General features: G+C 72.1%; 14 protein-coding genes. 7 read left to right on the top strand and 7 right to left on the bottom strand.

The window, feature by feature from the left end; translation table 11 throughout:
- Window positions 1-49: 49 nt before the first annotated feature.
- Window positions 50-979: a class A beta-lactamase gene (bla, locus tag ABZ079_RS27490; RefSeq protein WP_356942122.1), complete on the top strand. Its 930-nt coding sequence runs from the start codon at window positions 50-52 to the stop codon at window positions 977-979.
- A gap of 175 nt (window positions 980-1154) precedes the next feature.
- On the opposite strand, the gene ABZ079_RS27495 is transcribed toward bla, so the two are convergent.
- Window positions 1155-1883 (bottom strand): hypothetical protein, encoded by a 729-nt coding sequence (locus ABZ079_RS27495; protein ID WP_356942123.1) that lies wholly within the window; start codon window positions 1881-1883, stop codon window positions 1155-1157.
- A gap of 760 nt (window positions 1884-2643) precedes the next feature.
- Here ABZ079_RS27495 and ABZ079_RS27500 point away from each other — a divergent pair.
- Both ABZ079_RS27500 and ABZ079_RS27505 read left to right on the top strand, forming a co-directional pair.
- Window positions 2644-2826: a hypothetical protein gene (locus ABZ079_RS27500; RefSeq protein WP_356942124.1), complete on the top strand. Its 183-nt coding sequence runs from the start codon at window positions 2644-2646 to the stop codon at window positions 2824-2826.
- 140 nt (window positions 2827-2966) lie between these two features.
- Window positions 2967-3857 carry an SDR family oxidoreductase gene (locus ABZ079_RS27505; RefSeq protein ID WP_356942125.1) on the top strand — a complete coding sequence of 297 codons (891 nt, stop codon included), beginning with the start codon at window positions 2967-2969 and terminating at the stop codon, window positions 3855-3857.
- An 18-nt stretch (window positions 3858-3875) separates the two neighbouring features.
- On the opposite strand, the gene ABZ079_RS27510 is transcribed toward ABZ079_RS27505, so the two are convergent.
- A complete protein-coding gene (locus tag ABZ079_RS27510) occupies window positions 3876-4928 on the bottom strand; it encodes an aminoglycoside phosphotransferase family protein (protein WP_356942126.1) in 1053 nt (350 codons plus the stop codon).
- Window positions 4929-5504: 576 nt separating this feature from the next.
- Here ABZ079_RS27510 and ABZ079_RS27515 point away from each other — a divergent pair.
- Window positions 5505-5627, top strand: a complete 123-nt coding sequence (locus tag ABZ079_RS27515) for a hypothetical protein (RefSeq protein WP_356942127.1) — start codon at window positions 5505-5507, stop codon at window positions 5625-5627.
- A 467-nt stretch (window positions 5628-6094) separates the two neighbouring features.
- Here the strand turns inward: ABZ079_RS27515 and ABZ079_RS27520 are convergent, their stop codons facing one another.
- Window positions 6095-6868: a polysaccharide deacetylase family protein gene (locus tag ABZ079_RS27520; protein WP_356942128.1), complete on the bottom strand. Its 774-nt coding sequence runs from the start codon at window positions 6866-6868 to the stop codon at window positions 6095-6097.
- Window positions 6869-7417: 549 nt separating this feature from the next.
- Between ABZ079_RS27520 and ABZ079_RS27525 the strand changes: the two genes are divergently transcribed.
- Window positions 7418-8041, top strand: coding sequence for a DinB family protein (locus tag ABZ079_RS27525; protein ID WP_356942129.1), 624 nt, complete (start codon window positions 7418-7420; stop codon window positions 8039-8041).
- 19 nt (window positions 8042-8060) lie between these two features.
- Here ABZ079_RS27525 and ABZ079_RS27530 read toward each other — a convergent pair whose 3' ends face one another.
- On the bottom strand, window positions 8061-8660 hold the full coding sequence (locus ABZ079_RS27530) for a TetR/AcrR family transcriptional regulator (protein ID WP_356942130.1): 600 nt from the start codon (window positions 8658-8660) through the stop codon (window positions 8061-8063).
- 111 nt (window positions 8661-8771) lie between these two features.
- Between ABZ079_RS27530 and ABZ079_RS27535 the strand changes: the two genes are divergently transcribed.
- The gene (locus ABZ079_RS27535; RefSeq protein WP_356942147.1) at window positions 8772-9620 is read left to right on the top strand and encodes an alpha/beta hydrolase; all 849 of its coding nucleotides are present in this window, start codon (window positions 8772-8774) and stop codon (window positions 9618-9620) included.
- 435 nt (window positions 9621-10055) lie between these two features.
- On the opposite strand, the gene ABZ079_RS27540 is transcribed toward ABZ079_RS27535, so the two are convergent.
- Entirely contained in the window at window positions 10056-11318 is a 1263-nt protein-coding gene (locus tag ABZ079_RS27540; RefSeq protein WP_356942131.1) for a helix-turn-helix domain-containing protein, read from the bottom strand.
- 504 nt (window positions 11319-11822) lie between these two features.
- Here ABZ079_RS27540 and ABZ079_RS27545 point away from each other — a divergent pair.
- Window positions 11823-12476 (top strand): LuxR C-terminal-related transcriptional regulator, encoded by a 654-nt coding sequence (locus tag ABZ079_RS27545; protein WP_356942132.1) that lies wholly within the window; start codon window positions 11823-11825, stop codon window positions 12474-12476.
- Between the two features lie 86 nt (window positions 12477-12562).
- On the opposite strand, the gene ABZ079_RS27550 is transcribed toward ABZ079_RS27545, so the two are convergent.
- Both ABZ079_RS27550 and ABZ079_RS27555 read right to left on the bottom strand, forming a co-directional pair.
- Window positions 12563-13081: a sigma-70 family RNA polymerase sigma factor gene (locus ABZ079_RS27550; protein WP_356942133.1), complete on the bottom strand. Its 519-nt coding sequence runs from the start codon at window positions 13079-13081 to the stop codon at window positions 12563-12565.
- A gap of 56 nt (window positions 13082-13137) precedes the next feature.
- Window positions 13138-14442 carry a condensation domain-containing protein gene (locus ABZ079_RS27555; protein ID WP_356942134.1) on the bottom strand — a complete coding sequence of 435 codons (1305 nt, stop codon included), beginning with the start codon at window positions 14440-14442 and terminating at the stop codon, window positions 13138-13140.
- Window positions 14443-14644 lie beyond the last annotated feature (202 nt).

Raw genomic sequence — 14644 nt, forward strand, 5'->3', positions numbered from 1 at the left:
GTCGGAGCTCCAAGAAGCCGACGGTGGACTCCCTGGGAGGACCGCGCCCATGACCAGCACCGACCGCCCCGCCCCGATGCGCCGACGCGGCCTGCTCAAGGCGGGTCTCGCGTTCACCACCACAGCCGCGGCCGCCACCGCCGCCCCCGCGCCCGCCGCCTCCGCGGCCCCGGACACCGGGTCTCGCGCCGCCGACGCCGAGTTGAGCGAACTGGAGCAGCGGTACGGCGCGCGGCTGGGCGTGTACGCACGCAACGCCCGCACGGGGCGGACCGTGTCGCACCGGGCGGGTGAGCGGTTCCCGATGTGTTCGACGTTCAAGGCGTTCGCCGCGGCGGCGGTCCTGCGCGACCACGGCGGGTGTGCTCCGCTGGACAGGATGGTCCACTATCCGCCGCACGACATCCTGCCCAATTCGCCGAGGACCGAGGAGAACCTGCGGACCGGTATGACCGTTGCGGACCTGTGTGCCGCCGCGATCCAGTACAGCGACAACGCGGCCGGCAACCTGCTGCTGCGTCAGCTCGGCGGCCCCGAGGGTCTCACCCGTTTCTTCCGGTCGCTCGGCGACGAGGTGAGCCGGCTCGACCGGTGGGAGCCCGAGTTGAACACCGCGGTCCCGGGAGACCTGCGCGACACCACGACCCCGAAGGCCATCGGCGGGAGCCTGGAGCGGGTGACCCTCGGCCGGGCCCTGGACGGCACCGACCGGGAACGGCTCGTCACCTGGCTCAAGGGCAACACCACCAGCGCCGCACGGTTCCGCGCCGGGTTGCCGCGGGAGTGGGTCGTAGCGGACAAGACCGGGACCGGCGCCTATGCCACGGCCAACGACATCGGCGTGGCCTGGACGACGCGGAGGACACCGGTGGTGCTGGCAGTGCTGTCGACCAAGAGCACCGGGGACGCGCCGGTGGCCGAGGCGCTCGTGGCCGAGGCGGCGCGCATCGTCGCGCGCACGCTCGCGCCCGGCGAGTAACCACATTCATCTTTCTGAACTCGACCGGCAGGGACTGCCTCCAGGGCATGTCCTGGCACCTCCACGCCTCGAACCCGGCCGGTGACCGGCACGCGATGCCGTCGCCGACGGTAACCACGGTCGCGAGAGGGCGTTCACGGAGGTCAACGGAGATCAGTGCGTCGGCAACCGGCGCTCAGCCGACCGGGTCGCCCGGGGCCACGGGGTGCACCTCCAGGTCCGGGGCGGCCAGCAGGTCTGCGATCAGCGCGGGGGACCCGCCGATGTAGGTGCTGACCAGATCCACGTCACCGCCCAGGCACCAGGCGCGATCCTCGGGCCACCACAGGTCCGGCAGTTCGGCGAACTCGTCCCAGCGCACCGGAGAGACCGCGTCGGCCAGGGTGCCGGCGAGCAGTACCTCGTCCCGGCCGGGCGTCTCGAAGACCGGGACCCCGTCGAAGTCCCAGCGTCCGTACCCGTGCCACAGCCCGAACCAGCAGCGCTCCGGGGTACGGGTGTGCCGGGCGAGCAGGGGAACGAGCGCCTCGGCGACGGCGGGCGGTGTCGGGCCTTCCCACGGGTGTTCGTCCCAGACGCCGGGCAGGCCGTACACGGAGGCGTTGTGATAGTCGAGATCCATCCCGATGACCTCGTGCCACCGCGTGCCCGGCGTCACCCGGGTCCCGTGCGCGGCGGCCACCGTCGACCAGCGCACCGGCCGCTCGTCCAGGGAGGCCGGGTGCAGGATCCGCGCGTACGCGGTGAAACCCGGCGCGGCGACGCCCGCCACCGTGCCGAAGTCGCCGTACCCGGGGCGCCGTTCGGTGAGCCAGTGGGCGGGGGAGAGGTCGGTGGTGCGGACGCGCAGGCGTCCGTACCACTCCGGAGCGGAGTCCCGGTGGACCGGGCGGTGGTCGTTCATCCGCCCAGTCTGCCGTGCCCCGTTCTCGCGTTCCGGGCTTCGGCGTCCCGCGCCGGGCGCCGGCACGGCGGTGCGGCGAGCACCGTGGCGCACCGACGGGCAGGTCAGGCGGCCCGGTACCCCACGTGTCCTCCGGGCACCGTCATCACCGCTGGCATGTCAGCCGGTTCGTCGCCGGGAGTGTGCACCGGGTCCACGGGCAGCGCGGTGAGGTCCGCACGGACGCCGGGTGGGATACGGCAGGCGACGGCTGACTCGCCGCCCGGCCGCGGCCGGGCGGCCGGTGCAGCGCTCCAGCGCCTGCGACGGTGTCAGGCCCGGCCGGTACGCGCGGTGCCCCTGGGCCGGCGTGCCGTCGCCGGCACGGCCCGTACGTCGTAGTACGCCATGGGCCCCTCCGAACCCAGGGCGACCGACGCCCGGCCTCCCGCAGGTCCCGCAGCCGCCAGGCGCGGGCGGCCCGGTCGGCCGGCCGGACCGCGTCGCCGCCCGGGACTCCCTGGTCGCCGCCCCGGACCGTCCACTGGTCCACCGGCCGCGTCCTGCTGGATCCGATCGGGAGCCGGCCTCCCGCGCGGAGTGTGCGGGCATCGTCCGCAAGGCGCTGGGCGAGGGGCGGCACCATCTCGCGGCGGTGAGAAGGCCCGCCGCTGCCAGTACGAGTTTCCCAGTACCGCCAGTAACATGATCACCTTGTCTCTGGGTGTACCAGTCAGTCAACTCGGCGCCGTCCCAGGACGCGCCCTGCCCGGAGAAGTCGATGTCTTCTGTCAACGACGCGTTCGAGAACGCGCGCCTCACGTACGAACAGCACATGCGCACATGCCGCCAGTGCTATGCCGATGCCGCGCCCTGTGCCGTGGCGAAGCATCTCCTGCGGATCTACAACAACGCCCGCCGGGACCGGATGCGCGCCACGGGCCACGACGCGCCGACGGCCTGACGCACACCGGCGGCGCACCGGCGGGCCGCGTCCGGTGAGGCGCCCGCCGCGGAGGGTTTCCGCAGCTCGATGGCTTTTCGACGGGCCTGATCAGGGAACCCGACCGGCTGTCCTGTCCGCCCGAGACGCAGGAGGCCGCCGTGACGGACCAGCACGGTGACCGGCCGAACCCGGTCACACAGCATGCCCGCCCTGAATTTCCCTCCCAGGACCAGCCGCACCCCGGCTGGACCGGCCCGATGGACCCGCCGCCCGACCACGGCGAGGAGTCCTACCGTGGCGCCGGCCGGCTGGACGGCCGCAAAACCGTGATCACGGGAGGGGACTCCGGCATCGGCCGGGCGGTGGCGCTCGCCTTCGCCCGCGAGGGTGCCGATGTGCTGTTCACCCATCTCGCCGAGGAGGAGGACGAGGCCCGCGAGACGGCCCGGCTGGTGGAGGACGCGGGCCGCAAGGCGGTCGCGGTGTCCTGCGACATCCGCGACGAGGACAACTGCCGTTCGCTGATCGGGCGATCGGTGTCCGAGTTCGGCCGCATCGACGTCCTCGTGAACAACGCCGCCTACCAGATGTCCCAGCCGGACGGCATCGAGGCGATCAGCACCGAGCAGTTCGACCGCGTGATGCGGACCAACCTGTACGGCATGTTCTGGCTGACCAAGTTCGCCCTGCCGCACATTCCGTCCGGCGGCTGCGTCATCAACTCCACGTCGGTGCAGGCGTACAAGCCCAGTCCGCACCTATTGGACTACGCGATGACGAAGGGCGCGATCGTCACCTTCACACAGGGGCTGGCGCAGATGGTCGCCGAGCGCGGCATCCGGGTCAACGCGGTGGCGCCCGGACCGGTGTGGACGCCGCTCATCCCCGCGACCATGCCGGACACGAAGGACTTCGGGAAGCAGGCCCCGCTCGGCCGTCCCGCCCAGCCCGCCGAACTGGCTCCGGCCTATGTCTACCTGGCCTCACCCCAGGCGAGCTACATCACCGCGGAGATCCTCAACGCCACCGGCGGCACCCCCCTGCCCTGACGTCAGCCCCGTACGCACTCACCCGGCGCGGTACTCGGTCGCCGCGCGCGTCTCCTGTCGGCCAAGCAGCTGGGACGGCGGCTCGTTGAAGAGTTCGAGCAGCCATTGGGCGCCCTGCTCGGCTCCCGGCTCCGTGCCGGAGGTGTCGGGGAACATGCGGCCCCAGGAGGCGGCGCGGCCCAGTGCGCTCAGACGCCAGGCGAGACCGGCCGCGCGACGCAGTTCCGCCGCCGTGCGGCCGGTGCCCGTCCAGGGTTCCAGATAGGCGTCGAGCAGCCGGGGCAGCACCTGTGGCCCGTACCGGTCGCATGCTCGCTCGGCGGGGACCCGCAGGCTGCAGAACGGGTGGGAGACGGTGGCGTCGCCCCAGTCGAAGAAGGTGAACCGCCCGGGTACCGGACGGAACAGCTGCCCGTCGTGCAGGTCGGCGTGGTCGAGGGTGTCCTCGATGCCGACGGAGGCGAGTTCGGCGGACCAGTCCGCGACGCGGGGCCGGAGACCTTCGAGCCGGGCGCGTTCGTCCGGACGCAGCGCGGTGTTCCCGGCGAGCAGCTCGTCGAACACCTCGGGCAGGTCGAGGGTCCGGGCGGAGGGGACGCCCAGCCGCTCGATCTCGCGTCCGTACGGGATCAGGGCGTGCTGCATGCTCGCGTACTGGCGGAGCAGGTCCTCCCAGGTCCCCGGCTCGACCGGCTCCCGGGCGAGCACGTTGCGGAACAGCTCGCCCCCGTCGGGCAGCAGCGTCCAGCCGCGCCCGGCGTCGACGGCCAGCGGCTTCAGTACATGCCCGGGCACCCAGCGGGCCAACGCCGCGGTCAGCGGGCCCTCGAACGCGCTGGCCGGCGGATTCGCCTTGAACCAGACCGCGTCCGGTCCCGCCACGGGCACCCGGACCAGCACGGACCACGGCCGCAGCCGCACCTCGAGGTCGCCGGTCGCGTGCAGGCCGATCGCGGCGAGTCGGTCCTCCACCCAGCCGAGGGCCGAGGCACGCCAGGACTTCAGCTCCCACGGGGTCACCGCGTCCTGGTACTGACCACGGTCCACGGTCATCGAGCGTTCCTGCTGCATCGTGCCATCCCAGCATCGCCGCAGACCAAAGGCCATCGATTTTCCGCACCGTCCCCGGCTCGGCACGATGCGCACGGCCCGGAACCGTTGCGTCCACGCGGCTCGGGCGCTTCGCCCCCACGTCCCGGGCTCGACCTCGCCCGCTCGCCGCGACTCGGCTCCATCCGCACGCCCCCGACTCGGCCTTCTCCGCGCGGACTGCCTCCACGTCATCCGCGCGCCCCCGGCTCACCGGCCGGTCGGCCGGAACAGCGTGGAGTCGGATGACCAGGGCGCGCCACTCCTCGCCGGCACGCGTGCGGGCGGCCGTCAGCTCCGGCGCGGCGACGGACGCGTCCGCGACGCGGACGGGACGGGCTCCACGGGCGAAGTGCGCGTCGATCGCGGCGGTCACACGCGGATGCCGGACCCATTCCCCGCCGATGACGACGGGCTCCGGGCCGGTGAGGAAGGCGGCCGCGCGGTCCGTACCCGACCGCGCGCGTCAGGGCATCCCGGATGAGGCGGGCCCGCTCGTCACCGGCTCGACACCAGCGGCCGCCGGGGCTCGGGCTCGAGTGACCCCGGTGGCGTGGCGTGGCCGCACACCAGAGGACCTGCCCGAAAGAGCTGATCCGGTTGTTCGGCGCCGACGCCGACCGGGAGCGGAGCGCCCACCCGAAGCGGACCTCGGAGCAGATGGGCCGGCCGGCGGTGTAGACGCTCACCGCGCAGCCCGGCCTTGACCGAGGAGGCCCCGGTCCGCACCCCAAGGCGGCGGTCCCCGACTTCGACCCCAGAGGCAACCGTCACTTCAGCGAACCGTCCCTCAGCGCCCTCGGCCGGCGGCGTGTCCAGTCGGCCCTGCTCGACCGGCTGCGCACGGGTACCGGCCACGAGCGTGCCGGCGCGGCGCGGGCCTGGCACTGGACAGGGCTGTCCCCGCGGCGGCAGCCGGGGTGGAGGCCCGGGGCGACGGCACGGCCGATGCCGTCGCCGCCTGGACCGGAGCCGCGCTGCGGGAGTTCGCCGCCCCCGAGCACCTACCGGCGCGCCCCTTCACGAGCTGCCCGGATGCGGTCACCGCGACGTCATCCGCCCCCGAATCCGCCGCCTGGCTGCCGGCCGCCGCCGCGCTGGCGCTCTCGTCACCACGGGCTACGAAGTCCGGTGCCGGCGCAGTCCGTTCAGCGCACCGGGAAGCCGAAGGAGTACCCCTGCTGCTTCAGCCAGGGCAGCAGGGTGCGCAGCGCGGCCACGGTCTGGGAGCGGTCGCCGCCCGCGTCGTGGAAGAGGATCGTGGGCCCGTTGGCCAGCTGGGTCTTGACGGTGGTGATGATGGCGTCGGTGCCCGGCCGCTCGAAGTCCTTGGAGTCGACGTTCCAGCCCAGCGGCCGCATCCCGTGCGAGGCCGCCAGGTGCCGGCTGTAGGGGGTGAAGGCACCGCCAGGGGCCCGGTAGTACATCGGGCGCACGCCACCTGAGGCCTTGGTGATCTGCCGCTCGGCGTCCAGGACCTGCCGCGACTGGTAGGCCTCGGACTTGGTGTCCATCGTGGTGTCGTGCGAGACCGTGTGGTCGCACAGCCGGTGTCCCGCCGCCACCACCTGCCTGACCAGATCCGGGTGCGCCTGTGCCTGGGCGCCGACCATGCAGAACGTCGCCTTCACGCCGTTGTCCCGCAGCAGTTGGAGCACCTGCGGGGTCCACACCGGGTCCGGGCCGTCGTCGATGGTGATGTTGACCGCGCGCTCACCCCCGTCGGAGGCGTGGGCGATGGTGGCGGACACCGACGTCGGCTTCGGCGCGGCGGGCCGCGCCGAGACGCCCGGGTGGGCCGACCCGCCGCCCGGCTGACCGGCCTGCGCGGTCCATACCGAGGTGGCGGCCGCCACCGCGGTGACTCCGACCGCCGCCGTGACCATCCGGCCGTACCATCCCCGCCCGCCATGCCGCGCCATGTTCCGCCCCGCCCCTTGCCGTCTCGATGGGTTCCCGTGCATCTGGCAGGACGGCCGCGGATGCCCACGGGATCCCTCTGTTACCGATCGCGGACAATTCCGCGGCGGTTCCGCGACAGACCCCTCCGGTCCGGGGCCGGAAACCGCCACCGGTCTTCTCCGGCCGTCCTGTTGACGGCGCACCACCGCTTCCCCGACGCTGCACCGCCAGGACCGGTGGGGGGCCGTGGCGGGGCAGCGGACGGCGACACCCGCCCTCGTGGACGGCGTCCGGGAGCAGGCACCGGCCGGTCGCAGCGCGACGGCGGCCGCACGCCCGTACCCCGCAGCCCACAGGGAGCGCTACCGGATCGCCGATCCCGGCCCCGTGACCTGCGGCCCGCCGGTACCCGCACGACCGGCGGCAGGGAGACCGTACGGTTGCGGCAGACGTACCACGGAGCGCCGGCGGGCCCCGCGGAAAACCGGACGCGGACGGAGTGCCGGCTGTGCCAGGCTGGTCGGCCGGCGGAACTCCGCCCCTCGGGACCCCGTCCTTTGGAGCGTCCGATGACGACACCGCCCCGACTGCTTCCCCTGCTGGACCAGTTCGACTTCGCACGCGAGCGCCTCGTGGGCCGGCTGAGCGGACCCGTCATGGACAGCGGCGACGGCACCGGCACCAAGGTCGAACCGATCACCGACGACGAGTACGTCTGGGAACCGGTGCCCGGGTGCTGGTCGGTCAGGCGGCGCGTGGACGGGCCGGGGCCGCGGGCGACCTCCTTGGCCGGTTGCGGGGCATGGGGTCGCGACGCCGCCGCGTACCCGCATCCCTGGCCGCCGCCGGTCACCACCATCGCCTGGCGGCTGAGCCATCTCACCGAGATGCTGGCCCTGCGCGCGGACCACACCGCCGGCACCCACTCGGCGACCCGGGACGAGCATCCCGTCAGCGGGGACGCCACCGGGGCCGTCGCGGCCTTCGAGGCCGCCGCCGACGCATGGCGGCAGGCACTGCTGAGCGCCGACGACGCCGCACTGGACACGGTGGGGTACTGCACCTACCCCTACGGCAGTGACGCGGAGGAACCATTCCTGGAGATCGTGTGGTGGGTCAACCAGGAAGTTCTGCACCACGGAGCCGAGATCGCCCTCCTCCGCGACCTGCACCGGGCGAGCCGGCGGACCTGACGCGCCCTGCCGAGGGGTGTCACTCCCCGCCCCGCGCCGCCCGCACGATCGCCGCTGCCGCCTTGCCCGCCGCAAGCACCGGTGCGGTGCTGCGCGCGGCGCGTCCGAGCATGAAGGCGCCTTCCAGCAGGGCGATGACCGAGCCGGCCGTCTCCCGTGCGGTGCGCTCGGGGATGCCGCCCTGCGCGTAGTAGGCGGCGAGGTGGTCGATCCAGCTGCCGAACACCTCCGAGGCGGCCCGCCGTAGCGGCTCGTTGGTGCTCGCGACCTCCATCGTGACCGTCGCGATGGGACAGGGGTCGGCGAAGTCCAGCTCGGCGAGCGTGCCGGCCGCCGCGGTGAACGCGTCGGCGGTGGCCGCGACCCGGTCCTCGTACGGCGTCATCAGCGCGGTGATCAACCCCAGGTAGACGGCGCCCGAGGTGCGGATCACCTCCTCGCCCAACTGGGCCTTCCCACCGGGAAAGAAATGGTAGATCGACCCGAAGGGCGCACCGGCGGCCTCGGCGATCTGCTTCATGCCCGTGCCGGTATACCCCGTGCGCCGGAACAGCTCGGTCCCGGCACTCACGATGCGCTGCCGGGTCTCATGGGTGCTGGTGGCCTTGCCGTTGCTCAAGGGGAAACCTCCGCGGAGCCGTGTTGCCATCGGGCGGTCGGCGCCTATTGTGTCACTAGAACGATCTATCTAGTGGCAGTCGAGGCAACCAACCGAGTCGGAGGCACGGGTATGCCGGAGGTCGAGCTGAGCGCGGGAACCATCGACTACGAGGACACCGGAGGTGACGGCCCCGTGGTGGTCCTGGTCCACGGCCTCGGCTTCGACGAGTCGGTCTGGGCCGATGTCGTGTACGGACTGCGCCCCGGGTTCCGTGTGGTGGTGCCCGTGCTGCCGATCGGCAGCCACCGGCGTCCCATGCGGCCCGACGCGGACCTGTCCGCCCACGGCATCGCCCGCTTGCTGGCCGAGTTCATGGACCGCCTGGACCTGCGCGACGTCACCCTCGTCCAGAACGACACCGGAACCGCCCAACTCCTCCTCGGCGTCCGGGACGAACGCATCGCCCGGCTCGTTCTGACCTCCTGCGAGGCCCTGGACAACTATCCACCGGGCGTCCAGGGCCGGATCCTGCACACGGCCTGCAGGATCCCCGGCGGACTCTTCCTCCTCGTCCAGTCCTTCCGCTTCCCCTTCCTCGCCCGCATGGAGACCTCGCTCGGCGGAATGGCGAAGAGGCCGCTGCCCAAGGAGCTGATCGCACGCTGGTACGGCCCGCTCCTGACCGACCGGGGTATCCGGCGCGACTTCGCCAAGTTCCTCCGCACCACACAGAAGGACTGCTACCTGAAGGCGGCCGAGAACCTCCCTTCATTCACCCGCCCGGCCCTGGTCGCCTGGGGCGCGGAGGACCGCATGATGCCGCCCGCGACCGGCCGCCGGCTGGCCCGACTCCTGCCGAAGGCCCGCTATGTGGAGATCCCCGACGCCCGCACGCTGGTCCAGCTGGACAACCCCACCGCTCTCACGGAGGAGATCCGGCGCTTCGTCAAGGAAAACCCACTGGCGGGGGAGGGCTGAGCCGCCCGCGCGCCGGGTCACTCTTCGAGAGTGCGGCCGCGCGCCGGTCATCCTTTGAGCGTGCGGCCGCGCGCCGGTCATCCTTCGAGAGTGCGGCCGCGCGCCGGTCATCCTTCGAGCGGCGCGGGCGGCCGCGTGCCATCGGGCCGGAAGGCGACCCGCTCCTCCTCGCGGCGGGCTCCCTCGCCCGAGTACTCAGCGGGTGGATGACGATCAGCACCAGGATGCCGAGCACCGTCATGACCAGGTTCTCGTGGACCGACTCCGTGCCGAATCGGCCCGGTGGAGCACGGGTTCCACGGCGGGCGCGGTGTCCGGCGTGAATGTCCGGAGCCGGCGATATGGGAAGGTCCGAGAAGGGTCCGGAATCGAGTGCCACAGCCGCACGGTGGGCGACGGGGCCGGCGCGCTCGGCCCCCTTCTCTGTGCGACCCGTCACCCGCCCCCGGTCACCGAACGGCGCCCCCGACCCCCGGGAGCACGGACGTCGGCCAGCGTCGTGGCCAGGGACTGCCAGACATGGGTGGCCAGGTCGAGGTTCCGCGCGTCAGTCGCCTGCTGGCCGAGCCGGCGCAGGGCCGCGACGCCCTGATCGGTCCGGCCTTCCAGGATCATCAGCCGGCCCTCGAGGACGGCCAGCCGTACGCGGTCGCCGTAGGGAAGCCGAAGGTCCTCGCCCGACAGCAGGGCGTGACACTGTGCCCGGGCGTCGTCCAACCTTCCCTGATGGAAGGCGATATGGGCTCGAAGAGCGCCCAGCTCCTGTAACTGCGAGGGTGTGCCGACCAGTTCGAGGATGGTCGCGGCCTCGTTCAGCCACCGTTCGGCCGCCTCGACCCGGGGCGGTGACATCTGGACCGCGGCGGCGGCCGCGGCCGTGCGCAGCCGGGTCCACAGGGTCAGGCCGTCGCCGCCCTGGAGCAGGCCGAGAGCCGCCTCCAACCGGGACCGGGCGGTGGCGTGGTCTCCCTGGCGAGCGCTGACCACGGACGCCGTCCACAGCGCTTCGGCCGCCTGAGGGGAAGCGGCGGCGGGCAGCAGGTCCCGCTCCATCTCGCGGACATGCCGGTCGGCAGCGTCCAGTCGTCCCAGCTCGGTCTCGATGGCGATCAGCACCATCAGCGCGGCCATGGTGTCCGCCACCGGCAGGTGTTCACCGCGCGCGATGGCGACCGCGGACACGGCGGCCGGCTCCGCCGCTCGCACCTCCCCCAGGGCGCACAGGCAGCGTGCGTACCGGACGTTGGACCGCACCCGGAGTTCCGGCGCCGCGATCATGTCGCTCAGCTCCATCAGTTCCAGGAGGTGGCCGCGCTCCTGCTCGTAGTCGCCGTCACGGTTGCTGATGCGGCTGAGCAGCCACAGTGCCTGCCAGCGGCCGGCGGGGTCGTCGCGTTCGTCGTCCCGCACCGCCTGGAGCAGGTCCGCGGCGCTGTCCGTGCCGGGCGGTGCCGACGTCGCCACGGCGAGCGCGCGGCTCAGACAGCCGCCGCCGCGAGGCTCGGTCAGTGCGGACACGGCGACGCCGAGTTGCTGTGCGAGATAGGCCACGACGCGTCCGGTGGGCCGGCGTTCACCCGACTCCAGGCGTGACAGGTAACCCGTCGACATGCCCTCGCCGACGACTGCTGCCTGGCTCAGGCCTCGTTCCAGCCTGAGCTTCCTCAGCTGCCGGCCGAAGTGCGGCTGCTCAAGCATTTCGCCCTCTGATCCCGTGAGGTCCTTTTGAGTCTTCTCCGTGCCACGTGTTCACGGGGCGGCGTCCGGAAGGTGCCCATACTTTAGGGAGGGTTGGCAATGGGGGCAACACAGTTGCGAGCGAGAGATTTCCCCCGTGATTTGCCGTGGATTCCTCGCGTGTTGCCTTTGGGCTCCGCCGTCGTCGGCTCGCGGGGTGGCCGAAAAAGAGCCTTGGCCAAAACTGTTGGCAAACCACTCCCAGCGGTAGGCAAACAGTTGCCAAGGTGGTTGTCCGACCCTAACCTCCAAGGTGCCGCCTGAGGCGAGTCCACCCGCTGCCGGGTGCCCGTGCGTCCTGCGGAGGTTCCAAAGTCGAGTGAAGCTGACAACGTTGTCCAAAAGTCGACTGTCATGGTTGTCCATCGATTCAGCATGACCAAGCGCTCCCTCCGACCCCGAGCGCCGATCGCCCGGAAACGGAGTGGGGCATCACAACCCCCACGTGCAAAAGGAAAAGACGGTATGTCCGTGGTCACCACAAGCATCACCGCCTCATCCACCGCCGGCGGAAAGGCGGTCGCCGGCAGCAGCCGCCGGCGCCGTACCTACACGGCCCACGCATCCTCGGAGGACCTGACCATCACCGCCGCGGAAGCGGAATTCGCCGGTCAGTTCGGTTCGAGCCCTGGCGAGATATACGGCAGTGAGCTCTGCGAACTGCTCCACGCGCCGTCCCCCGCACGGCTGCGGCACCGGTTCACCGACCTTTCCGAAGGCCGCTCGGGCTGGTTCGCGGAGCGGGTGACCGGCCGGAACGCCACCGGTCGCGCCTTCTGCGCGGACATGACGGCCATAGCGGTCACCGGGCCGGCCGGGCCGGCCGGGCTGGTCATTCTGCTGCGCCCCACGGGAGACGCGCAGTTGCCGTACCCCTGTGAACAGATGCTCAGCGAACTCGACGCGCGCGTGCTCGAGGGCGTGGCGATCGGTGCGTCGACCGTGCAACTGGCCGGCCGCCTCTACCTGAGTCGCCAAGGAGTCGAATACCGCGTGGGTCTGTTGCTGCGCCGGTTCGACGCTCCCAACCGTCCCGCCCTCGTGGCCCGCGCCCACGCGTTGGGACTGTTCGCAGCCAGGCAGTGGCCTCCCCGTGTACTGCCGGACTTCATCGAGTAGCGGTCACCTCCCCGAGACGGCCGCGGCGGCAGGCCCACCGAGGACCGTCTCGGTCGGGTGGCCGCCGGCGTCTTGGGTGACGTGCCCTAAGCGGCCGAGGGCTGCCAGGCTTCCCGGAACCGGAGACGGGCGCGGTGCAGACGGGACCGTACCGTGCCCACCGGCAGGGAGAGGATCTCGGCCATCTCCTCCTCGTTGAGCCCATAGGCGCGCAGGGTGAGGACCTGTCGGTGGGACGTGGACAGCCGTTCCAGTACGTCGGTGATGTGCACGGCGTCCAGCGGGTTCGCCTGCTGTCCCGACTCGACCCGCAGATACGTTCCCTCCTCGCCCATGCGCTTCGCCGTGCGGACGGCCTCACGGACCGTCACCGAGCGCACCCAACCGTAGAACGCGGTCGGCTCACGCAGGGTACGCAGGCCGCGGTAGACGGCGAGGAGGGCCTCCTGCGTGGCGTCGGCACCGTCGTCGTGAGTGATGGACCGGCACAGCCGGGCGACGTACGGGGTGATCCCGGTCAGCAGCTGGTTCATGGCCTGCTCGTCGCCCGCCTGGGCTCGGGGCAGCAGCGCCAGGGGAGTGGGGATGTCGCTGACGGTGCTCATGTCGGAGGAGGCTCCTTACGGTGGCCGGTGACGTGTGGTGAGCCGGCGACCCGCCCTCAACCCGCCTGTGCGGAGGCGGTCTCGGCGGCGTCGGTGAAGGCGACGAGCCTGTCCAGGACCTCGTCGCGGACAGCTCCCACGAACGACGGGCTGAAACAGGCGGTGAAGTGGGGGAACTCGATGGCGAGCCGTCCCTCGAAGGAGACGACACAGGCCATGACGGGGCTGCGGCCCGTCTGGGGGAAGTACTGCTCACGGGCGGGCACCAGCCGGACGTCGGTGGCCCGGAGCCCGTCCGGCAGCCGGGGGCCGGGGACGACGCCCATGTTCGTGGCGATCACCGTCGCCAGCTGTAGCGCCGGATTGCGGGGGATCTCAGGCGTGATCCGCATCTCGTGGTACGGGCCTCCGCTCGCGACGAAGTCCCTCAGCCGAGCGTGGACGGTGCGGGCCAGCGCGACGGGGTCCGTCTCCCGGGAGACGTCCAGGGTCTGCAGGTGGGTGGTGACGGCGGGCACCATGACCGGGGCGGGCAGCGGCGGTGACAGCCGGGACCGCAGATCGACGGGGGAGAGGCAGCCGAGTGTGCGCGGGCCGCTGCCCGCAAGGCGTCGGCGTGCCGTCGAGAGCAGCGCCGCGCAGATCAGCGCGTGTACGGAAACGCCCGCCTGACGTGCGGTGCGCCGCAGCCGGGTGGTGCGCTCCTCGTCGAGGGTCAGCCGGCCGACCTCGATGCGGCCGTCGCCGGCGGCCGGGGGCGGCACATCGTAGGGAACGAGCTCCACCGGGTGCCGTCGTGTCTCCTCGATGCGCTGCTCGAGGTACCGGGTGGTCTCCGCCTGATCGGCGTCGGGCAGCAACCGGCTGACGGGCTCGGGCCAGTGCGGCGCCTCGCCAGGCAGCCCCGTCGTGGCGCGGGGATCCTCCCCGCCCTCGACCAGAACCCGGTAGCGGTCCCATATCTCGTGGTGCAGCGCGATGCTGCTGTGCCCGTCCGTGATGGTGTGGTCCACCGAGAGGACGAACAGGTGACCATCGCCCTCCGGGGCGCTCACCAGGACCGCGCGGCTCAGCGGCCCACCGAGCGACAGCGGAGTGTTCAGCTCCGCCGCGTAGGCATCCTCCTCGTCGCCGGTCCGGGTGGTCAGCCGTGGCCGCCCGCCCTCGTCCAGGAGGCACAGCCGGAAACCCCCGGCGTCCGGCACGATGCGGGTCCGCAGCGACGGGTGCGCCTGCGTGGTCGCGTCGAACGCCGCCGTCAGCGCTCCGACGTCGATATGACCGCGCAAGGTGCTGGAGAGCACCGCCCTGCTTCTCTGCCCGACGTACAGCGTCTCCACCGGACACAACGCACGGTGCATGTCCTCGGCCCTCTTTCCGTCCGCCCATTCCCGAAACCCCGGATTGCTGACGGCTCGTCACCGCCGCGGGTTCGACTCAACGTTTTCGAGAGTGCATCGCCGGACCGTCGCGAATCCACTCGAGGACAAGCACCGAGCGAAAGTCGCGTAATTTCCCTAAAGCTTGCCGGATCCGGTTCTATCCCGGCCCCCGCGTTCTTCA

Source organism: Streptomyces sp. NPDC006314 (genome assembly GCF_040613075.1).
Classification (GTDB): domain Bacteria; phylum Actinomycetota; class Actinomycetes; order Streptomycetales; family Streptomycetaceae; genus Streptomyces.